Annotated in this window: 20 protein-coding genes and 1 pseudogene; 10 read left to right on the forward strand and 11 right to left on the reverse strand. The window is 62.1% G+C overall.

Annotated elements, in window-relative coordinates; translation table 11 throughout:
• Positions 1-6: 6 nt before the first annotated feature.
• Genes MF6394_RS08755 through MF6394_RS08790 form a run of 8 tightly spaced genes read left to right on the forward strand, consistent with a single transcriptional unit; the run spans position 7 to position 6,497 of the window.
• Positions 7-1,254, forward strand: coding sequence for an NAD(P)/FAD-dependent oxidoreductase (locus tag MF6394_RS08755; protein ID WP_078466512.1), 1,248 nt, complete (start codon positions 7-9; stop codon positions 1,252-1,254).
• Positions 1,251-2,000: a class I SAM-dependent methyltransferase gene (locus tag MF6394_RS08760; RefSeq protein WP_078466513.1), complete on the forward strand. Its 750-nt coding sequence runs from the start codon at positions 1,251-1,253 to the stop codon at positions 1,998-2,000. Before MF6394_RS08755 ends, MF6394_RS08760 begins: the two co-directional genes overlap by 4 nt.
• Positions 1,997-2,479, forward strand: a complete 483-nt coding sequence (locus tag MF6394_RS08765) for a hypothetical protein (RefSeq protein WP_078466514.1) — start codon at positions 1,997-1,999, stop codon at positions 2,477-2,479. Before MF6394_RS08760 ends, MF6394_RS08765 begins: the two co-directional genes overlap by 4 nt.
• A complete protein-coding gene (locus tag MF6394_RS08770; protein WP_078466515.1) occupies positions 2,476-3,642 on the forward strand; it encodes a beta-ketoacyl-[acyl-carrier-protein] synthase family protein in 1,167 nt (388 codons plus the stop codon). Before MF6394_RS08765 ends, MF6394_RS08770 begins: the two co-directional genes overlap by 4 nt.
• Positions 3,639-4,100 (forward strand): hotdog family protein, encoded by a 462-nt coding sequence (locus MF6394_RS08775; protein WP_078466516.1) that lies wholly within the window; start codon positions 3,639-3,641, stop codon positions 4,098-4,100. The genes MF6394_RS08770 and MF6394_RS08775 overlap by 4 nt, the downstream gene beginning before the upstream one ends.
• Positions 4,097-4,825, forward strand: a complete 729-nt coding sequence (fabG, locus tag MF6394_RS08780; protein WP_032893932.1) for a 3-oxoacyl-ACP reductase FabG — start codon at positions 4,097-4,099, stop codon at positions 4,823-4,825. The genes MF6394_RS08775 and fabG overlap by 4 nt, the downstream gene beginning before the upstream one ends.
• Entirely contained in the window at positions 4,825-6,051 is a 1,227-nt protein-coding gene (locus MF6394_RS08785) for a beta-ketoacyl-ACP synthase (protein ID WP_078466517.1), read from the forward strand. Before fabG ends, MF6394_RS08785 begins: the two co-directional genes overlap by 1 nt.
• Before the next feature lie 26 nt (positions 6,052-6,077).
• Positions 6,078-6,497 carry a hypothetical protein gene (locus tag MF6394_RS08790; RefSeq protein WP_078466518.1) on the forward strand — a complete coding sequence of 140 codons (420 nt, stop codon included), beginning with the start codon at positions 6,078-6,080 and terminating at the stop codon, positions 6,495-6,497.
• A gap of 38 nt (positions 6,498-6,535) precedes the next feature.
• Here MF6394_RS08790 and MF6394_RS08795 read toward each other — a convergent pair whose 3' ends face one another.
• Entirely contained in the window at positions 6,536-7,429 is an 894-nt protein-coding gene (locus MF6394_RS08795) for a LysR family transcriptional regulator (protein WP_078466519.1), read from the reverse strand.
• Between the two features lie 181 nt (positions 7,430-7,610).
• On the opposite strand from MF6394_RS08795, the gene MF6394_RS08800 reads away from it, so the two are divergent.
• Complete coding sequence (locus MF6394_RS08800) at positions 7,611-8,828, forward strand: MFS transporter (RefSeq protein ID WP_372870583.1); 1,218 nt, start codon at positions 7,611-7,613, stop codon at positions 8,826-8,828.
• Positions 8,829-8,983: 155 nt separating this feature from the next.
• On the opposite strand, the gene hemE is transcribed toward MF6394_RS08800, so the two are convergent.
• The 10 genes and pseudogenes from hemE to pilM form a co-directional block, all read right to left on the reverse strand.
• Positions 8,984-10,051, reverse strand: coding sequence for a uroporphyrinogen decarboxylase (gene hemE / locus MF6394_RS08805; RefSeq protein ID WP_003187922.1), 1,068 nt, complete (start codon positions 10,049-10,051; stop codon positions 8,984-8,986).
• Between the two features lie 244 nt (positions 10,052-10,295).
• Complete coding sequence (locus tag MF6394_RS08810; protein WP_003187920.1) at positions 10,296-11,714, reverse strand: FAD-dependent oxidoreductase; 1,419 nt, start codon at positions 11,712-11,714, stop codon at positions 10,296-10,298.
• Positions 11,715-11,746: 32 nt separating this feature from the next.
• Positions 11,747-16,192 carry a glutamate synthase large subunit gene (gltB, locus tag MF6394_RS08815; protein WP_078466520.1) on the reverse strand — a complete coding sequence of 1,482 codons (4,446 nt, stop codon included), beginning with the start codon at positions 16,190-16,192 and terminating at the stop codon, positions 11,747-11,749.
• Between the two features lie 352 nt (positions 16,193-16,544).
• The gene (locus MF6394_RS08825) at positions 16,545-18,122 is read right to left on the reverse strand and encodes an SPOR domain-containing protein (RefSeq protein ID WP_078466521.1); all 1,578 of its coding nucleotides are present in this window, start codon (positions 18,120-18,122) and stop codon (positions 16,545-16,547) included.
• A gap of 9 nt (positions 18,123-18,131) precedes the next feature.
• Positions 18,132-19,232 carry a 3-dehydroquinate synthase gene (aroB, locus tag MF6394_RS08830; RefSeq protein ID WP_069556714.1) on the reverse strand — a complete coding sequence of 367 codons (1,101 nt, stop codon included), beginning with the start codon at positions 19,230-19,232 and terminating at the stop codon, positions 18,132-18,134.
• Positions 19,233-19,358: 126 nt separating this feature from the next.
• Positions 19,359-19,877: a shikimate kinase AroK gene (gene aroK, locus MF6394_RS08835; RefSeq protein WP_003187914.1), complete on the reverse strand. Its 519-nt coding sequence runs from the start codon at positions 19,875-19,877 to the stop codon at positions 19,359-19,361.
• Between the two features lie 4 nt (positions 19,878-19,881).
• A pseudogene (locus MF6394_RS08840) lies at positions 19,882-21,138 on the reverse strand (type IV pilus secretin PilQ); the annotation flags it as partial.
• A gap of 138 nt (positions 21,139-21,276) precedes the next feature.
• Complete coding sequence (locus MF6394_RS08845) at positions 21,277-22,248, reverse strand: pilus assembly protein PilP (protein ID WP_078466523.1); 972 nt, start codon at positions 22,246-22,248, stop codon at positions 21,277-21,279.
• Positions 22,245-22,796, reverse strand: a complete 552-nt coding sequence (locus MF6394_RS08850) for a PilN domain-containing protein (protein WP_044270725.1) — start codon at positions 22,794-22,796, stop codon at positions 22,245-22,247. The genes MF6394_RS08845 and MF6394_RS08850 overlap by 4 nt, the downstream gene beginning before the upstream one ends.
• Positions 22,793-23,449 (reverse strand): type IV pilus assembly protein PilM, encoded by a 657-nt coding sequence (pilM, locus tag MF6394_RS08855; RefSeq protein WP_044270723.1) that lies wholly within the window; start codon positions 23,447-23,449, stop codon positions 22,793-22,795. Before pilM ends, MF6394_RS08850 begins: the two co-directional genes overlap by 4 nt.
• A gap of 233 nt (positions 23,450-23,682) precedes the next feature.
• Between pilM and MF6394_RS08860 the strand changes: the two genes are divergently transcribed.
• Positions 23,683-26,145 (forward strand): penicillin-binding protein 1A, encoded by a 2,463-nt coding sequence (locus MF6394_RS08860; RefSeq protein ID WP_376753086.1) that lies wholly within the window; start codon positions 23,683-23,685, stop codon positions 26,143-26,145.
• The last annotated feature ends 19 nt before the right edge of the window (positions 26,146-26,164 follow it).

The raw sequence follows: 26,164 nt of genomic DNA on the forward strand, positions 1-26,164 counted from the left end.
GCCCTCGTGCCCACAGTTGAAATGGAACGTCGCCAGGTGGTGGTGATCGGTGCCGGGCCTTCCGGTGCCATCGCGGCCGCGCTGTTAAAGCGCAAAGGGCATGATGTATTGATCATCGAGCGCGAGCATTTCCCGCGCTTCTCGATTGGCGAAAGCCTGCTGTCACACTGCATCGATTTTATCGAAGAAGCCGGCATGCTCGACGCTGTGCAAGCGGCAGGCTTCCAGGTCAAAACCGGCGCGGCCTTCGCCTGGGGCGAGCGCTATAGTGCTTTTGATTTCAGCGACACCTTCAGCAACGGCAAGCCCACCACCTTCCAGGTGCAGCGCGGCGAGTTCGACAAGTTGCTGGCCGACCAGGCCGCGTTGCAAGGCGTGGAAATCCGCTATGGCCAAACCATCGTCGGCGTGGATTTTTCTGCCGAGAGCCGGTACCTGCATGTGCGCCGCGAGAATGGCAGCGAGTACCACCTCAAGGCCAGGTTCGTGCTCGATGCCAGCGGCTATGGCCGCGTGTTGCCACGCCTGCTGGACCTGGAAGCACCGTCGAATTTCCCGCTGCGCCAGGCCGTGTTCACCCACGTCGAAGACCGTATCGAACACCCAGGCTTTGACCGCAGCAAAATCCTGGTGACCACTCACCCGACCAAGCGCGACATCTGGTTCTGGACCATCCCGTTCAGTAACGGCCGCTGCTCGGTGGGCGTGGTCGCGGCCAAGGAGCATTTTGAGGCCACGGGCAGCGACCTCGACGCCTGCCTGCGCGGCTTTATCGAGCAAACCCCAAGCCTGTCCGGCGTGCTGCAAAATACCGTGTGGGACACCCCGGCGCGCACCATCGGCGGCTACTCGGCCAACGTCAAAACCCTGCACGGCCCAGGCTTTGCGCTGCTGGGCAATGCGGCAGAATTCCTCGACCCGGTGTTCTCCTCCGGCGTGACCATTGCCATGCGCTCAGCGAGCATGGCCGCAGGGGTGCTGCACCGCCAATTGAGCGGCGAAACGGTGGACTGGCAAACCGAATTTGCCGAACCGCTCAAACGCGGTGTCGATACCTTCCGTTGCTACGTCGAAGGCTGGTATGCGGGCACGTTCCAGGACGTGATTTTCCATCCTGGCAGTTCACCGGAGATTCGCCGCATGATCAGCTCGATCCTGGCCGGTTACGCCTGGGATGAGCGCAACCCATTTGTCAGCGAGCCCAAGCGGCGCTTGCGGATGTTGTCGGAAATTTGTGCGAGTGAGCCGGTATGAGCAGCCCAGGCGTTGAAAAAAACTACCTGAGTCAAAACTACGTCGAAGAAACCAAGTTCGGTTTCTGGTTCCTGCGCAGCCATACCTGGCAGCATCACGTGTTGCGCGTGGCGATCAATGACCTGCGCAGCCTGTTCAGCGAGCCGCTACCGGTGGCGCCGGTGTTGTTGGATGCCGGTTGCGGCCAGGGCAAATCCTTCCAGTTACTGCATCAGGTGTTTGCACCTTCGCGCCTGATCGGCCTGGATGCCGACCCCCACAGCCTGGCACTGAGCCGCGAAGAAGCCGCGCGCCTGGGGCTGGACGTCGAGCTGATCGGCAGCGACTGCGCGAACCTCAACGTGCCGGATGCCAGTGTCGATATCCTGTTCTGCCACCAGACCTTCCACCATCTGGTGGAGCAACATCGCGCACTCAAGGAGTTCTATCGGGTGCTCAAGCCGGGCGGCTATCTGCTGTTTGCCGAATCCACCGAAGCCTACATCGACACCTGGGTGATTCGCTGGTTGTTCCGCCACCCGATGCATGTGCAAAAGAGCGCCGAAGAGTACTTGCAGATGCTGCGCGAGCAGGGCTTTGAGTTCGGCGCACAGAACATTTCGTACCCTTACTTGTGGTGGAGCCGCTCCAGTGACTTCGGCCTGCTGGAGCGCTGGGGCCTGCGCAAGGCGCCGCCGGTGGGCCAGCGCGAGGAAACCCTGGTCAACTGCGTAGCGCGTAAACCTGTGGAGAATGCGGCCCCATGATGCGCCTGCTGTTGATAAGTTGCCTGCTGCTGCTCGGCGCCTGCGCCAGCCAGGCACCGTTGCCGGAAACAATCCCGGCCCTGGCCTTGCCGATGCAACTGCATGTGCAGCGCCTGGCGGACGGCCAGAGCCAGGACTGGCTGCTGGTGATCCAGCGCGAAGGCCAAGCGCTTCGCTGGTCGATGATGGACCCGCTGGGCATTCCCCTGGCCCGGCAAAAACGCCTCGATGGGCAGTGGCAGGCAGACGGCTTGCTGCCGCCCAACCCCCAGTCGCGCACGCTGTTTGCCGCGCTGCTGTTTGCCCTCACCGCGCCCGGTGACGTACCGGCGTTGTATCCCACGGCCCAGGCCATGGACCTGACGCGCACGCTGCCGGGCCACTGGCAGATCGTCTATCAGTCTTCCGAGGTGTTCAGCGTGAACATGGCCGACCCGCCATTGAGTTATCGCATCAGCCCGCTGGGTGTGAGCCGATGACGGCCTACCTCAATGCCCTAGGCGTGATCTGCGCCCTTGGCCGTGGCCAGGCGCAAGTCAGCCGCAACCTGTTTGCCGGCGACTGTTCGGGCATGCGCGCCGAAAGCGGCTGGGTGCCGGAGCGCGCAGTGCCGGTGGCCGCCGTACACGGTGAACTGGCGAGCCTGCCCTCGGAACTGGCCCAGCAAAGCAGTCGCAATAACCAGCTGCTGCTGGAAGCGGCGTTGCAGATTGAAGATCAGATCCGTCAGGCGATTCAAGCCTACGGTCCTGGTCGGGTCGGGGTTGTGCTCGGCACCAGCACCTCGGGTATCGACGAAGCCAGCCGTGGCATTGCCCATTACCTGCAAAACACGCAGTTCCCCGCGGACTACGATTACCAGCAACAGGAACTCAGCGCCCCGGCCAACTTCCTCGCCGACTGGCTGAACGTGAGCGGCCCGGCCTATGTGATTTCCACCGCCTGCACCTCCAGCGCCCGTGCGTTGATGAGTGCCCAGCGCCTGTTGGACCTGGGGGTGTGCGATGCGGTGATCTGCGGCGGCGTGGACAGCCTGTGCAAGCTGACGCTGAACGGGTTTACCGCGCTGGAGGCGGTGTCTGCCGAGCGCTGCAATCCGTTCTCGGTGAACCGCAACGGCATCAATATCGGTGAAGCGGCGGTGCTGTTCCTGATGAGCCGAGAACCGGCACCGGTTGCCCTGCTGGGCAGCGGTGCCAGTTGCGACGCACACCATATCTCCGCGCCCGAGCCCAGCGGCAAGGGCGCGGTGCTGGCCATGCGCAAGGCCCTGGCCAGTGCAAAACTTTCGTCCGAGCAGATCGGCTACCTGAACCTGCACGGCACCGCGACCCAACACAACGACGCCATGGAAAGCCTGGCCGTCGCCAGTCTGTTTCCCGGCGGCGTCGCTTGCTCATCGACCAAGCCCATGACCGGCCACACCCTCGGCGCGGCCGGGGCCCTGGAAGCCGCGTTCTGCTGGCTGAGCCTGACCCATCGCCTGCTGCCACCCCACGTATGGGACGGGCACCCCGACCCGGCGCTGCCCGCGCTGCAATGGGTGCGCAGCGGCGATACCCTGAAAAAGCCCTGCCTGATGAGCAACTCGTTTGCCTTCGGCGGTAACAATGTCAGCCTGATAATCGCAGAGGCCCCATGATCGATTGGCCACTTGCCGAACTGCTGCCCCATGCGGGCGACATGATCCTGATCGACCAGGTGCTGTCGTTCGATGAAGAGCAGATCCACACCCGCGTCACCGTCAAGCCCGGTGGCCTGTTCAACCGTGCGGACGGCAGCCTGCCGGCCTGGGTCGGCATCGAGCTGATGGCGCAAAGCGTCGCCGCCTATGCCGGTTGCCATGCACGCCAGCAAGGCAAGGCCGTGGAGCTGGGTTTCCTGTTGGGCACGCGTAAGTTCGAGTGCAACGTGGAGCACTTTGCGGCCGGCGCCGAACTGAACATCCACGGCCTGCGCTCCCTGGAAGACGACAACGGCATGGGTGTGTTCGAATGCCACCTCACCGGCGAAGGCATCCAGGCCAGCGCGCGCTTGAACGTATTTCGACCGCCCCAGGCGGCCAACTATTTAGCTGAATCGAAGGACGAAACGCCATGACTGAATCCGTACTGGTCACCGGCTCCAGCCGTGGCATCGGCCGCGCCATTGCCCTGCGCCTGGCCCAGGCCGGCCATGACATCGTGCTGCATTGCCGCAGCGGCCGTGCCGAAGCCGACGCGGTACAGCTCGAGGTCCAAGCCCTGGGGCGCAAGGCGCGGGTGCTGCAGTTCGACGTGGCGGATCGCGCTGCGTGCAAAGAGATCCTTGAGGCCGATGTGGAGCAGCATGGCGCCTATTACGGTGTGGTGCTCAATGCCGGCCTGACCCGCGACGGCGCCTTTCCTGCTCTGTCGGAAGACGATTGGGATGTGGTGATGCGCACCAACCTGGATGGTTTCTACAACGTGCTGCACCCGGTGATGATGCCGATGATTCGGCGCCGCGCCGCCGGGCGTATCGTGTGCATCACCTCGGTGTCCGGCTTGATCGGCAACCGCGGCCAGGTCAACTACAGCGCGTCCAAAGCCGGCTTGATCGGCGCAGCCAAGGCGCTGGCCATCGAGCTGGGCAAGCGCAAGATCACCGTCAACTGCGTGGCGCCGGGCCTGATCGACACCGCGATGCTGGATGAAAACGTGCCGGTAGAAGAACTGATGAAAATGATCCCGGCCCAACGCATGGGCACGCCGGAAGAAGTCGCTGGCGCAGTGAATTTCCTGATGTCCGCCGAAGCCGGCTATATCACGCGCCAGGTGCTGGCCGTGAACGGGGGCCTGTGCTGATGAAGCGCGTTGTCGTTACCGGCATGGCCGGCGTGACCTCCCTGGGCAGCGACTGGGACACCATCGCCGCCAACTTTCGCGCCAACCGCAGCGGCATCCGGCGCATGGATGAGTGGGACCGTTTCACCGAATTGAATACGCGCCTGGCCGGCCCTATCGACGATTTCGTCGTGCCCGCTCACTGGACGCGCAAGCAGCTGCGCAGCATGGGCCGCGTCTCGCGCCTGGCCGTGTGGGCGGCGGAGCAGGCCTTGCGGGACGCCGGCCTGCTGGGTGACGAGTCGATCAAGGACGGGCGCATGGGCGTGGCCTGTGGTTCGTCCACCGGCAGCACCGATGAGATCAAGGCGTTCGGCAATATGCTGCTCAACTCGGTGGCCGAGGGGCTCAATGCCAACTCCTATGTGCGCATGATGCCCCACACCACGGCAGCGAATATCAGCATCTTCTTTGGCCTCACGGGCCGGCTGATTCCCACCTCCAGCGCCTGCACCAGCGGCAGCCAGGGCATTGGCTACGCCTATGAGGCGATCAAGTTCGGGCGCCTGCCGTTGATGCTCGCAGGCGGCGCGGAAGAGCTGTGCCCCACCGAAGCCATGGTGTTCGATGCGTTGTACGCCACCAGCCTGAAAAACGATGCGCCGCAAACCAGCCCGCGCCCCTACGACAGCGGCCGCGATGGCCTGGTGATCGGTGAAGGTGGCGGCATGTTGGTGCTCGAAGAGTTGGAGCACGCGTTGGCGCGAGGCGCGCATATTCACGCTGAACTGGTTGGCTTCGGCAGCAACGCCGACGGCCAGCACACCACCCGCCCGGAACAGAAAACCATGCGCCGCGCCATGGAGCTGGCCCTGGAAGACGCAGGTCTTGAACCGTCCGCCATCGGCTACGTGAACGGCCATGGCACGGCTACCGATCAGGGCGACATCGCCGAAACCCTGGCCACCAGCAGCCTGTTTGGCAGCCGCATGCCGATCAGTTCGCAGAAGAGTTTCCTGGGGCACACCCTGGGTGCGTGCGGGGCGTTGGAGTCGTGGTTCAGCATCGAGATGATGAACCGCGACCAGTACGTGCATACCTTCAACCTGGACGCGGTCGACCCGCAATGCGGCGAGCTGGACTACCTGCAAGGTGGCTTTCGCCAGATGCACAACGACTACGTGATGAACAACAACTTTGCCTTCGGCGGCGTCAACACCTCGTTGATCTTCCGCCGCTGGAGCTGACTTTTTAATCGACTGGAGAAAACGGAATGTCTTCCCTGCTACGCGCTACCCTGATCACCCTGGCCCTGCTGACCACGGCTGGCTGCACCAGCAAACCGGTGCTCAACACCCAGCACGAGTTGCCGGCCACGAGCTTGGTCAGCGAGGAAAAAATGAAACAGGTGATCGTCGCCGCCCTGCAAAAACGCGAGTGGACGGTACAACGCCTGAGCCCGCGACTGGTGCAGGCCGAGATCACCGTACGCGGCCAGTTCTTCGCCGCCATCGACATCCGCTACACCCGCAACAGCTACGCCATCACCTACCGCGACAGCCGCGACCTGGGCTACAAGGACGGCAAGATCCATCGCAACTACAACCGTTGGGTGAGCATGCTGGATCGGGATATTTTGGCGGGGTTGCGTACTTACAGCGTGAATCAAGCAAATACTTCACCCCAAAACTGACCCCCTTGTGGCGAGGGAGCTTGCTCCCTCGCCACAGGTTATTGAGCGGCCTTACGCGTCAACAACTCCACAAACCCCTTCGCCATCGGTGTTTGCGCGCCCTTGCGCTGCACCAGCCACACCGCCGTCACCGCCTGCGGGTCGAGCAAGGTGCGATAGACCACGCCATCAATGCGGATGCGTTGGTAGGACGCCGGCAGCACCGACACCCCCAACCCCGCCGCCACCAGCCCAATGATGGTCATTGCTTCCCCTGCCTCTTGGGCAAAGTGCGGGCTGAACCCGGCATCGCGGGCCAGGTTGAGCAATTGTGCGTACAGGCCGCTGCCGTAACTGCGCGGGAAGAACACAAAAGGCTCCTCGGCCAATTGCTCCAGGTGCAAGCCGCGCTCGCTGCCTTGGGCCAAAGGATGGCCGGCGCTCAGTACCGCGACTAATGGCTCGCGCATCAACTCGATCACGTTCAGTGAGTCGGGCAAGGGCAAAGGCCGCATCAGCCCCACCTGAATCGACTCATCCACCAGCGACTCGGCCACTTGGGTGCTGCTCATTTCTTGCAGGTTCAGATGCACTGCCGGAAATGCCTGGCGGAAGGCAAAGATCGCCTGGGGAATGCTGGCGTTGAACGGCGCAGACGAGGTGAAGCCGATCTTCAACTCACCCAGCTCGCCCAACTGCGCACGCCGCGCCACATCTGCCGCCTTGTCGACTTGGGCCAGCACCAGCCGTGCCTCTTGCAAGAACAAGCGCCCGGCCTCGCTCAGCTCGACCCGACGATTGGTACGCTCAAATAACCGCGCCCCCACCTCTTGCTCCAGTGCCTGGATCTGCTGGCTCAGGGGCGGCTGCGAGATGCCCAACACCTGCGCGGCGCGGCCAAAGTGCAGTTCTTCAGCGACGGCGATGAAGTACCGCAGGTGACGTAATTCCATGCACACCTCATTAGGTCGTAAAACCTATCAAACAGGTCGAACAATATATTGGAAAGAATCATTAGCCAGCTATATTCTTTTTCGTATTGTCAGTCCTGGCAGACTTTCCTCCCCGAGGTCCCCCGTGAATCCTGCTGTTGCTCCACTTGCCCAACACACCCCGCCCTCAGCCCTCGATGAGGTGGTGGCGCAGCTCAACGACGCGTACATCGAAAAGGGCACGCCGATGTTCATGCGCACGGTGCTGGCGCTGTTCTCCGGCGGCTTCGCCACGTTTGCCTTGCTGTATTGCGTGCAGCCGATGATGCCGGCGCTGTCCCACGAGTTCTCTATCAATGCCGCGCAAAGCAGCCTGATTCTTTCCGTTGCGACGGCAATGCTCGCCTGCGGCCTGCTGATCACCGGGCCGATCTCCGACAGGCTGGGGCGCAAGCCGGTGATGGTTGCCGCGTTGTTCTGTGCGGCGCTGGCCACCATCGCCAGCGGCTTGATGCCGAGCTGGGAGGGCATCCTGCTGATGCGCGCGCTGGTGGGCCTGTCCTTGAGCGGCCTCGCCGCCGTGGCCATGACCTACCTCAGCGAAGAGATCCACCCGCAGCACATCGGCCTGGCCATGGGCCTGTATATCGGCGGCAACGCGATTGGCGGCATGAGCGGGCGCCTGATCATCGGCGTGTTGATCGATTTTGTCAGCTGGCACACCGCAATGCTGATCATCGGCGCTCTGGCGTTGATCGCAGCCACGGTGTTCTGGAAGATCCTCCCCGAATCGCGCAACTTCCGCGCCAGCAGCCTCAAGCCGCGCAGCCTGGTGGACGGCTTCGTCATGCACTTCAAGGACGCCGGCCTACCGTGGCTGTTCCTTGAAGCCTTCCTGCTGATGGGCGCCTTCGTGACGATGTTCAACTACATCGGCTATCGCCTGCTGGCCTCACCCTATGAGCTGAGCCAGGCGGTGGTGGGCCTGTTGTCAGTGGTGTACCTGTCGGGCATCTACAGCTCGGCCAAGATCGGCTCCCTGGCCGACCGCCTCGGCCGCCGTCGGGTGCTGTGGGCCACCATCGTGCTGATGCTCGCCGGCATGGCCCTGACGCTGTTCACCCCGCTGTGGTTGGTGGTGCCAGGCATGCTGGTGTTCACCTTCGGCTTCTTCGGCGCCCACTCGGTCGCCAGCAGCTGGATCGGCCGCCGCGCAGTGAAAGCCAAGGGGCAGGCGTCGTCGCTGTACCTGTTCTGCTACTACGTGGGGTCGAGCATTGCCGGGACGGCGGGCGGGTTCTTCTGGCACTTTGCCGGGTGGAACGGGATTGGCGGATTTATCGTCGCGCTGCTGATTGGCGCGTTGCTGGTGGCGTTGAAGCTGGCGAAGTTGCCGCCACTGGGAAATATGCAGACCTGACGCGATTGGCTTTATGTGGGAGCGGGCTTGCTCGCGAATGCGGTGGTCTAGTGACGAATTTGTCGACTGACACTGCGCATTCGCGGGCAAGCCCGCTCCCACATTTGTTTTGTGTTTACCCATGAAAAAGCCCGGCTTCAAGCCGGGCTTTTTCGTCATTCGTGATACTGCGCCGACAGTTCGTGCACTGCGCGCAAGAACGCACCCGCGTGCTCCGGGTTCACTTCCGGGGTGATGCCATGGCCAAGGTTGAACACGTGGCCACTGCCTTTGCCGTAGCTGGCCAGGATGCGCCCGACTTCGGCACGGATCGCTTCTGGCTTGGCGTACAGCACGGTCGGGTCCATGTTGCCTTGCAGGGCCACCTGGTTGCCGACGCGACGGCGCGCTTCGCCGAGGTCACAGGTCCAGTCCAGGCCCAGTGCATCGGCGCCCGCGTCGGCGATGCTTTCCAGCCACAGGCCGCCGCCCTTGGTGAACATGATCACCGGCACCTTGCGGCCTTCGTGTTCACGGATCAGGCCGCTGACGATCTTGCGCATGTAGGCCAGGGAGAATTCCTGGTACGCCGCCGCCGACAGGTTGCCGCCCCAGGTGTCGAAAATCTGTACCGCTTGGGCGCCCGCCATGATCTGGCCGTTGAGGTAGGAGGTGACCGACTGCGCCAGCTTGTCCAGCAACAGGTGCATGGCTTGCGGGTTGTCGTAGAGCATGGCCTTGGTCTTGCGGAAGTCTTTCGACGAGCCGCCTTCGACCATGTAGGTGGCCAGGGTCCATGGGCTGCCAGAAAAGCCGATCAGCGGCACGCGGCCGTTGAGCTCGCGGCGGATGGTGCTGACAGCGTCCATCACGTAGCCCAGGTCTTTGTGTGGATCAGGGATCGGCAGGGCTTCGATATCGGCCAGGGTGCTGACGACCTTCTTGAAACGCGGGCCTTCGCCGGTTTCGAAGTACAGGCCTTGGCCCATGGCGTCGGGGATGGTGAGGATATCGGAGAAGAGGATGGCCGCGTCCAGTTGTGGGTAGCGGTCCAGCGGCTGCATCGTGACTTCGCAGGCGAACTCCGGGTTCATGCACAGGCTCATGAAATCGCCCGCATTGGCGCGACTGGCGCGGTATTCCGGCAGGTAGCGACCCGCTTGACGCATCATCCACACCGGGGTGACGTCTACGGGTTGCTTGAGCAGGGCACGAAGGAAACGGTCGTTCTTGAGGGCAGTCATGTCGGCATCCGCAAAAAAAGTGCGGGCATTTTCTCAGAGCGCGACGCAAAAGGCACGGAATGCACCGTGCCTTTTGTCTATCGGGTCAATTTGTCGCGGACATGAACAGAACGCAAAACAAATGTGGGAGCGGGCTTGCTCGCGAAATCGGTGGCCCAGTCGAAACATCTGGTGACTGATATACCGCATTCGCGAGCAAGCCCGCTCCCACATTTTTGATCCCCATTTCAACTGGGGATCGGGATCAGACTTGCAGGTAGTCCAGGATGCCTTCGGCGGCGTTACGGCCTTCGAAGATCGCGGTGACCACCAGGTCAGACCCGCGCACCATGTCGCCACCGGCGAAGATCTTCGGGTTGCTGGTCTGGTGCTTGTACTGGCCTTGTTCCGGGGCTACAACGCGGCCCTGGCTGTCGGTCTGGATTTCGAACTGCTCAAACCACGGCGCCGGGCTTGGGCGGAAGCCGAAGGCGATGACCACGGCGTCGGCCGGGATGATCTCTTCGGAACCTGGGATCGGCTCGGGGCTGCGACGCCCACGGGCATCCGGTTCGCCGAGACGGGTCTCGACCACCTTCACACCTTCCACACGGTCTTCACCGACAATAGCGATCGGCTGGCGGTTGTAGAGGAATTTCACGCCTTCTTCCTTGGCGTTCTTCACCTCTTTGCGCGAGCCGGGCATGTTGGCTTCGTCACGGCGATAAGCACAGGTCACCGACTTGGCGCCTTGGCGGATCGACGTGCGGTTGCAGTCCATCGCGGTGTCACCACCGCCCAGCACCACGACCTTTTTGCCCTTCATGTCGACGAAATCTTCCGGCGACTTTTCAAAGCCCAGGTTGCGGTTGACGTTGGCGATCAGGAAGTCGAGCGCGTCATACACGCCCGGCAAGTCCTCACCGGCAAAGCCGCCCTTCATGTAGGTGTAGGTGCCCATGCCCATGAACACCGCATCGTATTCGGCGAGCAGTTGCTCCATGGTGATGTCTTTGCCGATTTCGGTATTGAGGCGGAACTCGATACCCATGCCGGTGAACACTTCACGACGGTGGCTCAGTACGGTTTTTTCCAGCTTGAACTCGGGGATACCGAAGGTCAGCAGGCCACCGATTTCCGGGTTCTTGTCGAACACCACCGGGGTCACGCCGCCACGCACCAACACGTCAGCACACCCAAGGCCCGCCGGGCCTGCGCCGATGATCGCGACGCGCTTGCCAGTCGGCTTGACCTTGGACATGTCCGGGCGCCAGCCCATGGCGAACGCCGTATCGGTGATGTACTTCTCCACCGAGCCGATGGTTACCGCGCCGAAACCGTCGTTGAGGGTGCAGGCCCCTTCACACAAGCGGTCTTGCGGGCACACCCGGCCGCAGACTTCCGGCAGGGTGTTGGTCTGGTGCGACAACTCGGCGGCGGCGAGGATGTTGCCCTCGGCCACCAGTTTGAGCCAGTTGGGAATGAAGTTGTGCACCGGGCACTTCCATTCGCAATACGGGTTACCGCACCCCAGGCAGCGGTGGGCCTGGTCGGCCGAGTGTTGGGGTTTGAAGGGTTCGTAGATCTCCACGAACTCTTTCTTGCGTTGACGCAACAGTTTCTTCTTCGGATCTTTGCGCCCGACATCGATGAACTGGAAGTCGTTATTCAGACGTTCAGCCATGTTAAAACCTCATCAAACTGTTCAGACGCATATCACTGCGGGTTGGCACGGATGCTGGAAAGCAACGATTTCAGGTTGGCAGCCTTGGGCTTGACCAGCCAGAAACGACGCAGGTAATCATCGAGGTTTTCGGCGAGGTTGCGACCCCATTCGCTGCCGGTTTCCTCGACGTACTCGTCCAGCACGTGCTGCAAGTGGTTCCGGTAGGATTCCATGGCTTCGCCGCTGATGCGCTGGATCTCGACCAACTCGTGGTTGACCTTGTCGACGAAGGTGTTGTCCTGGTCGAGCACGTAGGCGAAACCGCCGGTCATGCCCGAACCGAAGTTGTAACCGGTCTTGCCCAGTACTGCGACAAAGCCTCCGGTCATGTACTCGCAGCAGTGATCGCCAGTGCCTTCCACCACGGTGTGGGCACCGGAGTTACGCACGGCGAAACGCTCACCGGCAGTACCTGCGGCAAACAGCTTGCCACCGGTGGCGCCGTACAAGCAGGTGTTGCCGATGATGGCACTGTCCTGGGTCTTGTACACGCTGCCAGCCGGCGGGACGATGACCAGCTTGCCGCCGGTCATGCCCTTGCCCACGTAGTCGTTGGCGTCGCCTTCCAGGTACATGTGCAGGCCACCGGCGTTCCACACGCCGAAGCTCTGGCCCGCAGTGCCCTTGAAGCGGAAGGTAATCGGCGCTTTCGCCATGCCCTGGTTGCCGTGCTTGCGCGCGATTTCGCCGGAGATGCGTGCGCCGATGGAACGGTCGCAGTTGCAGATATCCAGGGCAAATTCGCCACCGCTGGCGTCGTTGATCGAGGAGCCGGCCATTTCGACCATTTTCTCGGCCAGCAGGCCTTTGTCGAACGGTGGGTTGCGGTCCACTTGGCAGAACTGTGGCTTGTCTGCCGGGATGTGATCGCTGCCCAACAGCGGCGTGAGGTCCAGATGCTGTTGCTTGGCGGTCTGGCCTTCGAGGATGTCCAGCAGGTCGGTGCGACCGATCAGCTCTTCCAGCGAGCGTACACCCAGCTTGGCCAGCCACTCACGGGTCTCTTCGGCGACGTAGGTGAAGAAATTCACCACCATGTCGACGGTGCCGATGTAGTGATCCTTGCGCAGTTTTTCGTTCTGAGTCGCCACGCCGGTGGCGCAGTTGTTCAGGTGGCAAATGCGCAGGTATTTGCAGCCCAGGGCGATCATCGGCGCGGTGCCGAAACCGAAGCTCTCGGCGCCGAGGATTGCGGCCTTGATCACGTCGAGGCCGGTTTTCAGGCCACCGTCGGTCTGTACCCGCACCTTGCCGCGCAGGTCGTTACCGCGCAGGGTCTGGTGGGTTTCGGCCAGGCCGAGCTCCCAGGGTGCGCCAGCGTACTTGATCGAGGTCAGCGGCGAAGCGCCGGTGCCACCGTCGTAGCCGGAGATGGTGATCAGGTCGGCATAGGCCTTGGCCACACCGGCTGCGATGGTGCCGACGCCGGCTTCTGCCACCAGCTTCACCGAGACCAGGGCCTGCGGGTTGACTTGTTTGAGGTCGAAGATCAGCTGCGACAAGTCTTCAATCGAGTAGATGTCGTGGTGCGGCGGTGGCGAAATCAGGGTCACGCCCGGTACGGCGTAACGCAGCTTGGCGATCAGGCCGTTGACTTTGCCGCCTGGCAGTTGCCCGCCCTCACCCGGCTTGGCGCCTTGGGCCACCTTGATCTGCAGCACTTCGGCGTTGACCAGATACTCCGGAGTCACACCGAAACGGCCGGTGGCCACCTGCTTGATCTTCGAGCTTTTGAGCGTGCCGTAGCGCGCCGGGTCTTCGCCGCCTTCGCCGGAGTTGGAACGCGCACCCAGGCGGTTCATGGCTTCGGCCAGGGCCTCGTGAGCTTCCGGCGACAAGGCGCCCAGGGAAATACCAGCGGAGTCAAAGCGCTTGAGGATCGACTCCAGCGGCTCGACCTGGCTGATGTCCATCGGCGTGTCCAGGGTTTTCACCTTGAACAGGTCACGGATCATCGACACCGGGCGGTTATCCACCAGGCTCGTGTATTCCTTGAACTTGGCGTAGTCGCCCTGTTGCACAGCGGCTTGCAGGGTGTTGACCACGTCCGGGTTGTAGGCGTGGTATTCGCCACCGTGCACGAACTTGAGCAGGCCACCTTGCTGGATCGGCTTGCGCGCGCTCCACGCTTCGGCCGCCAGGGCTTTCTGCTCGGCTTCGATGTCGACGAAACGCGCACCCTTGATGCGGCTCGGTACGCCACGGAAACTCAGCTCGCAGACTTCTTCGGACAAGCCGATGGCTTCGAACAACTGCGCGCCACGGTACGAGGTGACGGTGGAGATACCCATCTTCGACAGGATCTTCAGCAGGCCCTTGGTGATGCCCTTGCGGTAGTTCTTGAACACCTCGTAGAGGTCGCCCAGCACTTCACCGGTACGGATCAGGTCACCCAGCACTTCGTACGCGAGGAACGGGTACACCGCCGAGGCGCCGAAACCGATCAGCACCGCAAAGTGATGCGGGTCGCGGGCGGTGGCGGTTTCCACGAGGATGTTGGAGTCGCAACGCAGGCCTTTTTCGGTCAAGCGGTGGTGCACCGCACCGGTCGCCAGGGACGCGTGGATCGGCAACTTGCCAGGCGCAATGTGGCGGTCGGTCAGTACGATCTGGGTACGACCGGCGCGCACGGCCTCTTCAGCCTGGTCAGCAACGTTACGCACCGCGGCTTCAAGGCCCAGGCTCTCGTCGTAGTTCAGGTCGATGATCTGGCGGTCGAAGCCTGGACGCTCCAGGGTCATCAGCGAACGCCATTTGGCCGGGGAAACGACCGGCGAGCTGAGGATCACGCGCGAGGCATGCTCAGGCGATTCCTGGAAGATGTTGCGCTCGGCGCCGAGGCACACTTCCAGGGACATCACGATGGCTTCACGCAGCGGGTCGATCGGTGGGTTGGTCACCTGGGCGAACTGCTGGCGGAAATAGTCGTACGGCGTGCGCACGCGCTGGGACAGCACGGCCATTGGCGTGTCATCGCCCATGGAGCCGACGGCCTCGTAGCCTTGCTCACCAAGCGGGCGCAGCACCTGGTCGCGCTCTTCGAACGTGACCTGGTACATCTTCATGTATTGCTTGAGCTGGTCGACGTCGTAGAAAGCCGAACCGTGGTCGTTGTCTTCCATGGTCGCCTGGATGCGCAGGGCGTTCTTGCGCAGCCATTGCTTGTACGGGTGACGCGACTTCAAACGGTTGTCGATGGCGTCGGTGTCGAGGATCTGCCCGGTTTCGGTGTCCACGGCCAGGATCTGGCCAGGGCCGACACGGCCTTTGGCGATCACGTCTTCCGGCTTGTAGTCCCACACGCCGATTTCCGAAGCGAGGGTGATGAAACCGTTGGTGGTGGTCACCCAACGCGCCGGGCGCAGGCCGTTACGGTCGAGCAGGCACACCGCGTAGCGGCCGTCGGTCATGACCACGCCGGCCGGGCCGTCCCACGGCTCCATGTGCATCGAGTTGTACTCGTAGAACGCACGCAGGTCCGGGTCCATGGTCTCGACGTTCTGCCACGCAGGCGGAATGATCATGCGCACGCCACGGAACAGGTCGATGCCGCCGGTAACCATCAGCTCGAGCATGTTGTCCATGCTGGAGGAGTCGGAACCCACGCGGTTGACCAGCGGGCCGAGCTCTTCCAGGTCCATCAAATCGTTGGCGAACTTGGTGCGACGAGCCTGGGCCCAGTTGCGGTTGCCGGTGATGGTGTTGATCTCGCCGTTGTGGGCGAGGAAGCGGAATGGCTGGGCCAGCGGCCATTTCGGCAGGGTGTTCGTGGAGAAGCGCTGGTGGAACACGCAGATCGCGGTTTGCAGGCGCTCATCGCTCAGGTCTGGATAGAAGGCGGTGAGGTCCGCCGGCATCATCAGGCCTTTATAAATGATGGTCTTGTGGGAAAAGCTGCAGATGTAGTGGTCGGTGTCGGCGGCGTTGAGCACCGACGAACGACGACGGGACGTGAACAGCTTGATCGCCATGTCTTGGTCGCTCAGGCCATCGCCTGCGATGAACACTTGTTCGATCTGCGGCAGGCGCTCCAGGGCCAGGCGGCCGAGCACGCTGGTGTCGATGGGCACTTTGCGCCAGCCGACGATGTGCAGGCCGGCGGCGGCGATCTCGCGGTTCATGTTCTCGCGAGCGGCTTGGGCCTTTACCGGGTCCTGGTTGAAAAACACCATGCCCACGGCGTACTGCTTGGGCAGTTCGACCGCAAATTGCTCTTGGGCGACAGCGCGCAGGAACTGGTCGGGCTTTTGAATCAGCAAGCCACAGCCGTCACCGGTCTTGCCGTCGGCGTTGATCCCACCGCGGTGGGTCATGCAGGTCAGGGCCTCGATGGCCGTTTGCAAAAGGGTATGACTGGGCTCGCCCTGCATGTGGGCTATCAGGCCGAAACCGCAGTTATCCTTGAATTCATCGGGTTGGTACAGACCTGCTTTCATAGACACTTTCTCACCAGGCTGCCTCTTTTACCGAGGCAAATTTCTTTTCAATTCAACCGGTTACCTTCCACGCCGAACGTACGCCGGCTTAGCGGGGGCAAAAGGGAGGTCATTGTACACACCGACACAGACGCTCACAAATTTAGCGACGAAATGTCGCAAATCTATGTCGCATTTATGAAAGGTTTAAAGCGATATGCTGTGCTAGTCAAAACTTTTTTAATTCTGACCGCTACGACTCAAAAGCTACTGTGGCGCAGACACCACAAAGCGCGCGGCCTGTAAGGGCAGCACGCACTTGCGGATTTTTTTGAGGTGCCGGGAGGGCGGCCTGGGTAAGGCCGCCGGATCTTCAGCGAGTTGCTGCCAGTTCTTGTTGAACGCTGGCAACAGTGCGAGGCCAAGGTTTACCAGCCTGAACCTTCGCTGGCAAGGCTTTGATGGCAGAATCGGCTGCGGCGCGGCTTGGGAAGCTGCCGTAGGTGATCACGTAGAGAGGCTTGCCGTTGAGCACTTTCTTGAAATAACGGTACTGGCCGCCCTGCTCTTTGACGAACGCCTGGGCGTTGGCTTCGGAGCTGGTGCCGAGGATCTGTACCACATAGTTGCCGGTAGGCTGGCTGCTGTACCAGCTGCTGCCAGCAGCGCCGGCCTTGGCAACGGTGGCGGCTGGTTTTTCCGCAGGCTTGGCAGCCGGGGCTGGTTTGGCGGCTGGCGCCGGTGCAACAGGCTTGGTCACCGGAGCAGGCTTGGCGGTAGCAACAGTCGGCGCCGGCGTCGGAGCAGGCTTGGCGACCGGAGCAACCGGCGTCGCTGGCACACCGGCCGGTACGCCTGCAGGTGGCGCGGTGGTGGTCACGGTCGGCGGCGTAGCGCTGGAGCCTTCCACCGGCACACCGTCGTCGCCTTCGGAGATGCCACCGGCTTCTTCGGCCAGAGGGCCGCGCATCACAGGTTGGCCGACCATCGGCAGGTTGGTCGGTTGGCCGGAGTTGGCAAATTCGACGTTTGGCGTGGGTTTGCCCAGTGGCAACTGCGCCTGTTCGGTTGGCGCGCCGGTGGTTGTCGGTGCTTTGTTGCGGCCCGGGATCAACCAGGCGGCGGCAACAGCGACCACGACAACGGCGGAAATAGCCAATACGTGCTTCTTAGGCATAGTGAACCCCATCTTTGGACGCTTGACCGCAGAGCGGCTGGCAATCATGGCTTCGATCATGGCATCGCGGGCAACCTGGTTGATGTTTCCAGGCCAGCCATCGGAGCTTTCGTGAATATCAGAGATCTGCGCAGCGGTGAAAAGTTCGATACCCGCCCCGGCGCCTTCAAGGCGTTGTGCCAGGTATTCGCGGGTTTCTTCCTCTTCGTACGGCTGCAACTCGATGACGTGAAACAGCTCCTGCTCACCACTGATCTGCTCCAGATCGGCGATCAACGACGACTCACCGAACAGGAACACATGCGGGCGACCTTCCGGCGTACCCGCCGCCAGCGCCAGCAGTGCTTCGAGGGCGGACTCGTCGAGCTGCTCGGCGTCGTCTACCAGCAGGTAGACTTCCTGGCCGGTGAGGCCCAGCTGCACCACCTGCTTGAGAATCGCGTTCGGCTCGGCATTGGAGACGTCCAACGCCTGCGCCACCTGGTGCAGTACGCCGGCCGCATCACCGGCACCGCGGGCTGATACCACCACGCTCTGCACCGATTGCTTGTTGGTGCTGGCCACCAGCGCCTGGCGCAGCAAGGTCTTGCCGCTGCCCAGAGGGCCGGTGACCACCAGCAGCAGCTGGCTGTAGCGCGCGAGGTGATGCAACTGCCCAAGCACCGGCTTGCGCTGGGCGGGGAAGAATTTGAAACCCGGCACCCGTGGAGCGAAGGGGTCGTGGCTCAAGTGGTAATGGCCGAGGAACGCCTCGTCGGCATGCAAACTAGTCATCGGGTCTTATTAACCTTTGAGCTGGGCCAGGGCGCGGTAATCCGCTCCCAGCGTGGCCTGTAGAATCTCTTTTGGATAATCGTCGGTCACCACGGCTTCGCCCATGTGGCGCAGCAGTACCAGTCGAAGTCGACCGTCGATCACTTTCTTGTCTATCGCCATATGTTCAAGGAAATCCGCCTCGGTCATCTCCGCAGGCGGAACAACCGGCAAACCGGCGCGCTGGAACAGGCGGATACCGCGATCACGCTCTTGGGCGCTGATCCAGCCCAGGCGCTGCGACATGTCCAATGCCATCACCGTGCCAGCCGCTACGGCTTCCCCATGCAACCACACACCATAGCCCATGTGCGTTTCGATCGCATGGCCGAAGGTGTGGCCCAGGTTCAGCGTGGCCCGCACGCCGGACTCGCGCTCGTCGGCGTTGACCACCAGCGCCTTGGCCGCGCAGGAGCGGGAAATCGCTTCGGTGAGCGCCACCTGGTCGAGGCCGCGCAAGGCGTCCATGTGCTCTTCCAGCCAGGTCAGGAACGGCTCATCGCAGATCAGCCCGTACTTGATGACTTCCGCCAGGCCCGCCGACAACTCGCGCGGCGGCAAGGTGTTGAGGGTAGCGGTGTCGATCAGCACAGCTTGGGGCTGATAGAACGCGCCGACCATGTTCTTGCCCAGCGGGTGGTTGATACCGGTCTTGCCGCCCACCGACGAGTCGACCTGGGACAGCAAGGTGGTCGGCACCTGGATAAAGTCCACGCCGCGCTGGTAGCAGGCCGCAGCAAAACCGGCCATATCGCCAATCACACCGCCGCCCAGGGCGACCACGGTGGTTCGACGGTCATGGCGCGCGGTCAGCAGGCCATCAAAGATCAGTTGCAGGGTTTCCCAGTTTTTGTGGGCTTCGCCGTCAGGCAACACCACGGAGATCACCGAGTACGCCGCCAGGCTACGGCTCAAACGCTCAAGATACAGCGGCGCGACCGTTTCGTTGGAGATGATCGCCACCTGCCGGCCGGCAATATGCGGCGCAAGCAGTTCGGGCTGGTCCAACAGACCTGCGCCAATGTGGATCGGGTAGCTGCGCTCGCCTAGATCGACCTTAAGTGTCTGCATGTGTCCCCGCGTTGAAGATGGAGTGACGACCGGCACTGTCGATATCTCGACACCGCCTAGTGGCTCTACGCCATACCTTACAAGGTGATGGCGCGCCGCCGAGAATAGCGCATTTCGGGCCAGGCTTTAACGGGGTGGCAACCGTTGCAGGCGCTCAAGGATGTCGAGTACGACCATCCGAGGTGGCCGCTCATCGGTTTCTACCACCAGATCGGCGATTTCCCGATACAGCGGATCGCGCAGCGCCAGCAGGTCCCGCAGGGTTTTGGCCGGGTCAGCGGTGCGCAGCAACGGGCGATTGCGATCACGGGCGGTACGGCCCACCTGCTGTTCGACCGATGCGTGCAAATACACCACGCGACCACCAGCATGCAGCGCCCGACGGTTTTCATCGCGCATGACGGCGCCACCGCCAGTCGCCAATACCACGCCATCGCAGCCGCACAGCTCGGCAATCATCGCCTGCTCGCGGTCACGAAAGCCCAGCTCGCCTTCTTTATCGAAGATCCATGGGATATTGGCACCCGTGCGCAATTCAATTTCCTTGTCGGAATCTTTGAACGGCAGGCGCAGCTCTTTGGCCAGCAAACGGCCGATGGTGCTTTTTCCAGCCCCCATCGGCCCTACAAGAATCAAATTTCGCACAGAATCAACGACTCACAGCAATCGCCTGGTTATTCATGATACGCGGAGTCAGGAATACCAGCAGCTCGGATTTTTTCTCCGCCAGCACATCGCGCCGGAAAAGGCGGCCAAGATACGGCACATCGCCCAAAAATGGCACTTTATCTACCACTTTGCTTTGGGTATTGGAGAAAACCCCGCCAATGACGATGGTCTCGCCATCCCTGACCAGAACCTTGGCGTTGACCTCGTTTTTCTTGATCGGCGGCACGTCATTGAGGCGGTTCAGGTAGTCGGGCTCATCCTTGGTGACCTTGACCGCCATGATCACATGGTCGTCGGGGGTGATTTGCGGCGTCACCTCCAGCGACAGCGAAGCCTCTTTGAACGACACCGAGGTGGCGCCCTGGGAGGTGGATTCCTGGTAAGGAATCTCGGTGCCTTTGAGGATGCGTGCAGTCTCTTTGTCGGAGGTGACGACCTTGGGTTGCGAGACGATTTCACCGTTGCCGGTTTTTTCCATGGCGGTCAGCTCAAGGTCCAGCAACAGGTTGTCGGTGATGTAGGCGATCCCCAGGCCCGAGGTTCCGGCCAGCGACCCCAAGTCGACAAAGGGTGAACTGGGCAGGTTTTGCGGCGGCTCGGCGCCGTCTGCCTGCGGCTTGGCAATACCACCAACACCGCCGCCGCCACGGGTGAGCCGCCCGCCCCAGCGCACACCCAGGCTTTTGTCGTAGTCGACATTGGCCTCCACAATCCGCGCTTCGATCATGACCTGGCGTACCGGGATATCCAACTGCGCCACGATGCGCCGCAGTTCTTCGAGCCGCTCGCCAGTCTGGTAGGCGATGATGTTGTTGGTGCGGTCATCCACCGCCACCGAACCGCGCTCATCGGTGGCGCCCTCAAAGCCGGTCACCGACTGAAACAGCTTGGCCAGGTCGGCGGCCTTGGCGTAATTGACCTGCAGCAGCTCCCGCCGCAAGGGCGCGAGCTCAGCCATCTGCTTGCGCGACTCCAGCATCAACAGCTCGCGAGCGGCCAACTCATCGGCGGGCGCCACCAGCAACACGCCCGCCTTGACCCGCTTGTCCAAGCCCTTGGTTTGCAGCACCAGGTCCAGCGCCTGGTCCCAGGGCACATCCTTGAGCCGCAGAGTGATCGAGCCCTGCACCTCATCACTGGTCACCAGGTTGAGCCCGGCGACATCGGCGATTTGCTGCAATACCGCGCGCAGGTCGATGTCCTGGAAGTTCAGAGTCAGTTTGGCGCCTGTATAGCTGACCGACGAGGCCCCGTCGGGCGGCGGCAGTTGGATCAGGTCCAGGCGATTGGGCACAGCAGCAGCCATCGGTGCCGTGAACGCTATCCATAGCGCCACACCGAAGGACGAGAAGGTCCTTTTCATTGTTTGATTCCGTTATGAGTTGACGTTCAGCACAAGGGTTCGCGGGCGTTGCAACCAGGCGCCCTGTCCATCGGGAAACAGCTCCACCAGCTCGACAGCCGCATCTTGGATGGCCGTGACCTGGCCATGATCCGGCCCCAGGTAATCACCCACCGCCAGTCGATACACCCTGGCTCCAGCGCGCAGCAAGGCGAAAGCCTGCATACCCCTGGACAGCGTGCCGACCATTTCGAACTGTTCCAGGCGCATACCCTCCAACAGCCCCCGTGGCCGGGTGAAATCCGGTGCAAGAGCGGGCCGGCCAGGCACATGGGCTGCCTGCAGGGCAGGCGGCTTGAACGGGTCGCGCAGGGACGAGGGCTCGTAGATAAATAGCGGCCCGGGGTCGAGTACCTGACGGGCCTTGCCGTTTTGCAGGGGGCTACGATAGGTCTTGGCGAGCATGTCCAGACGCAGCAAGGCGCCCTGATGCCCAAGCGTAACGTCCTGCACGGTGACCACCCGAGGCAACCCACCCAAGGCACTGACAAACGTCGCCAGGTCGTGGTAAGCCCCGGAGGCGCTTATCTGCATGGGTTGTTCGATATAAAGCTGGCGAGGTATTTCATCCAGCACACTGATGCCTTCGACCCACACCCCATGGGCAGCCTCCAGCCGGGCGAGGTCTTCCAGCACGGCAGGCACCTCGGACTCGCCGGGCAATTGCCCGAGAAGGCTGGCAACCTTGTCTTCCATACTCCGCACCTGCTGGGTGCGCAGCTCAAGGCTGGCGGCCAAGCCGGTCTTTTCTGTGAGTTGCTGCTGCAGCGCCTGCTCCCGTGCCTCAAGCCCGTGCAATCGCTCCCGCTGCGGCCCCCCATGCGAAACCTCGCCTATCGCCAGCACCAGGCCGGCCAGCGCACAGCCAAGCAGCACCTTGCCCGGCAGGGACCATTTAGCAGCGTTGTCAGAGAGCGTGGAAAAATCGAGCCAGGGCAGGCTCATGGTTGCGCCTCGCTGGATTCCCCCTGGCGCACCATCAGCTGGAATTCACTTTCGCCGCGCGCTCCTTCGGCCTGCACGCGCTGCAGACGGGTCGAACTGGAGCCCTGAGCTGGCTTGAGCTGCTGCATCAAACGGGCGATATCTTGGTTGCTTTCAGCTGTGCCGCGGATGCTGATGGTGTCGCCGTTCGCAACCACCTCATGCAGATGGACACCTTCAGGCACCGAGCGAGCCAATTGCTCGAACAATCGGGCCCCGGAAGAGCGGGCATCGTGCAGGTCCTGCACCACCTTCATGCGTTCGGCCAGTTGCTGGCTTCGCTCCTGCAGATCGTCGATGGTCTTGATGCGCGAGTCCTGGGTGGCGATGTGCTCTTCCAGGCGGCTGTTGCGGCTTACCTGCCGGTCTATCGCCTGGTCGATCACTTGATCAGCCAACCACAGTGCCGCGAGCGCCACGCAGGCGAAGGCCAGCAATAGCACCAACAGGTATTTGCGCCTGCGCTGCGCCAGGGCCTGGCGCCAAGGCAAAAGATTGATTCGTGTCATCCAGCGAAACTCCTCAGGGCCAGCCCGCAAGCCACTCCCATCCCTTGGGCATCCAAGGCCCATTGTGCACCATCGACTCTATGACCCGGCGTGAAGCTGGCAAAATCCTGAAGGCTAGCGCGCTGCAATGCAAACCCTTCTACATCGACCACTCGCGGCACCAGCCCCGCCATGGCCAAAACCGCCTCGCGCGCTTCGACCTGCTCGCGCAGGCACGCCGCCAGCATCACCTCTACCCACTGCGGGCCTTGAACCGATGGCCCTTGAACCTGAAAGTCGATGGCCACTTCATCCAATGGATAAGGGATGAACTGGTCAGCCTCCATCTGGATCTTCCAGGCCATTTCCTCGTCGCTGAGGCCGGCGTCCATGTCAATCAGCCGGGTAATCACCGACGGGCCTGCAACCGCCACGGCGGCGTAGCGGGCAGAGGACCCCAGGCGCGACAGTGCCTGTTGCAGCACGAGGCCCACACACTCCAGGTCCAGCAGGGTGCCGTCGACCACCGCGTGGGGTGGCAGCACTTGCGTGACATAGCCCTGGACGCTGAAACCGCCGGATGAACGGCCCAGTTCGATCAGCTTGATACCGCTGTCATTGATATCGACCCCCAACACCGTGTCGACTTTTCGCCTGAAAAATCCCTTTCCCATAAAACTCCCCAAAACTTTCCCTGTCATACCAGCTGTCATCTCGCCTGATTGCTGCCAGGCACCTTGCATTCGGTCGGCTTGTTCAAGGCTCGCGAATGACGCCCCAAGCCGAAAAATGCTTTAATGCCCAGCGTTTTTTCCCGCTTTTTATCTGCTGCCCGGGTCGATCCATCGTTTGCCATGTATGCCCCGACGCGTAACTCTTTCTTTTCTCTGGAAATCCAAAAGCCTTGATTCGTCTGCTGAAGTTTTTCGGGTACTCCATTGTCGCCATCGTCTGCGGGCTGCTGCTCGTATTCAGCGGGGCCTACCTCTACCTTAGTCCGGGTTTGCCCTCCGTAGAGGCCCTCAGAAGTATCCAGTTGCAGATTCCTTTGCGGGTCTACAGCAGCGATGAAAAACTGATCGCGGAGTTCGGCGAAATGCGCCGCACACCGATCCGTTTTGCCGACATTCCGCCCAATTTCATCAGCGCTTTGCTGTCTGCCGAAGACGATAATTTCGCCAACCACTACGGCGTAGACCCCAGCAGCCTGGTGCGTGCAGCCACGCAATTGGTAAAAAGCGGACACATTCAATCCGGCGGCAGCACCATCACCATGCAGGTGGCGAAGAACTTCTTCCTTACCAGCGAGCGCAGCTTTTCCCGCAAGGCCACTGAAATCCTCCTGGCACTGCAGATCGAACGCCAGCTAACCAAGGATGAAATCCTCGAGCTGTACGTCAACAAGATCTATTTGGGCAACCGCGCTTACGGCATCGAGGCCGCGTCCCAGGTTTACTACGGCAAGTCGATTCGTGACGCCAGCCTGGCGCAGATGGCCATGATTGCCGGCCTGCCCAAGGCACCGTCGCGCTTCAACCCGCTGGCCAACCCGGCGCGCAGCAAAGAACGCCGCGACTGGATCCTGGGCCGCATGTACAAGCTGGGCAAGATCGACCAGGCCGCTTATGAAAGCGCCGTGGCCGAGCCGCTGAACGCCAGCTATCACGTGCCGACGCCGGAAGTGAATGCACCCTATATAGCCGAAATGGCCCGCGCCGAGATGGTGGGCCGTTATGGCAGCGAGGCCTACACCGAAGGTTTCCGCGTTACCACGACGGTGCCGAGCAACTTGCAGGAAATCGCCAACCATTCGGTACATGAAGGCCTGATCACCTATGACCAGCGTCACGGCTACCGCGGCCCCGAGTCGCGCCTGCCGGGCAAGACCCTGAGTGCCTGGACCACCGAATTGGGCAAACAGCGTTCGATCAGCGGCCTGGACCCGGCCATCGTTACCCAGGTATCGAAAGACGGCATTCAAGTGCTGACCCGCTCTGGCGAAGCCCATGTAGCCTGGGACAGCATGAAGTGGGCGCGTCCGTTCCTGAACACCAACAGCATGGGCCCGATGCCCAAGCAGCCCTCCGACGTGGCCCAGGTGGGTGACTTGATCCGCGTGCAACGCCAGAAGGATGACAGCCTCAAATTCAGCCAGGTGCCGCTCGCCCAGGGCGCCCTGGTGTCCCTGGACCCGCAGAACGGTGCAATTCGCGCGCTGGTCGGCGGCTTTGCCTTCGAGCAGAGCAACTACAACCGCGCTACCCAGGCCAAGCGCCAGCCGGGCTCCAGCTTCAAGCCATTCGTCTACAGTGCCGCGCTGGACAACGGCTACACCGCTGCCAGCCTGGTGAACGACGCGCCCATCGTGTTTGTCGATGAATACCTGGATAAGGTCTGGCGCCCGAAGAATGACACCAACACCTTCCTCGGCCCGATCCGTATCCGCGAGGCGCTGTACAAGTCGCGCAACCTGGTGTCGATCCGCCTGCTGCAGGCGATGGGCGTAGGCAAGACCATCGACTACATGACGCGCTTTGGCTTCGCCAAGTCGGACCTGCCACCGAACCTGTCCCTGGCCCTGGGTACCGCGACCCTTACGCCGATGGAAATCGCCACCGGCTGGAGCACCTTTGCCAATGGCGGCTACAAGATCGCGCCGTACCTGATCGACAAGATCGAAAGCCGCAATGGCGACACCCTGTTCACCGCCAACCCGCCACGAGTACCCGGCGATGTGGTCAATGGCGTGGCCGCCACCGACGGGCTTGCGGCACCGACCAACGGCGGTATCACCATCGAGCCGACGCCAGGCACGCCAGCGGCCGCAAACGCCAGCGCACCGGCCGAACCGCAAGCGCCAGCGGTTGCCGAGCGCATCGTGGACGGCCGCACTACCTACATCCTCAACAGCATCCTGCAAGACGTGATCAAGAAGGGCACCGGCCGCCGCGCACTGGCCCTGGGCCGTGCGGATATCGCTGGCAAGACCGGTACCACCAACGAGTCCAAGGACGCGTGGTTCTCCGGCTACAACGGCGACTACGTGACCACCGTGTGGACCGGCTATGACCAGCCTGAAAGCCTGGGTCGCCGCGAGTTTGGTGGCACCGTCGCCCTGCCGATCTGGATGAGCTACATGGGCGCAGCGCTCAAGGACAAGCCGCTGCACACCCAGCCAGAGCCAGAAGGCATCCTCAGCCTGCGCATCGACCCGATCAGTGGCCGCGCGGCTTCGCCGAGCACGCCGAATGCGTACTTCGAACTGTTCAAGAGCGAAGACACGCCACCGTCGGTCAACGAACTGGGCAACGGCGTAGTGCCGGGCAGCCCGCTGCCGGCGGATGAAGGCGCACCGATCGATTTGTTCTAACGGGTTTGTCAGCCACAAA

It is taken from the genome of Pseudomonas sp. MF6394 (genome assembly GCF_002018845.1).
GTDB classification, from domain to species: domain Bacteria; phylum Pseudomonadota; class Gammaproteobacteria; order Pseudomonadales; family Pseudomonadaceae; genus Aquipseudomonas; species Aquipseudomonas lactis.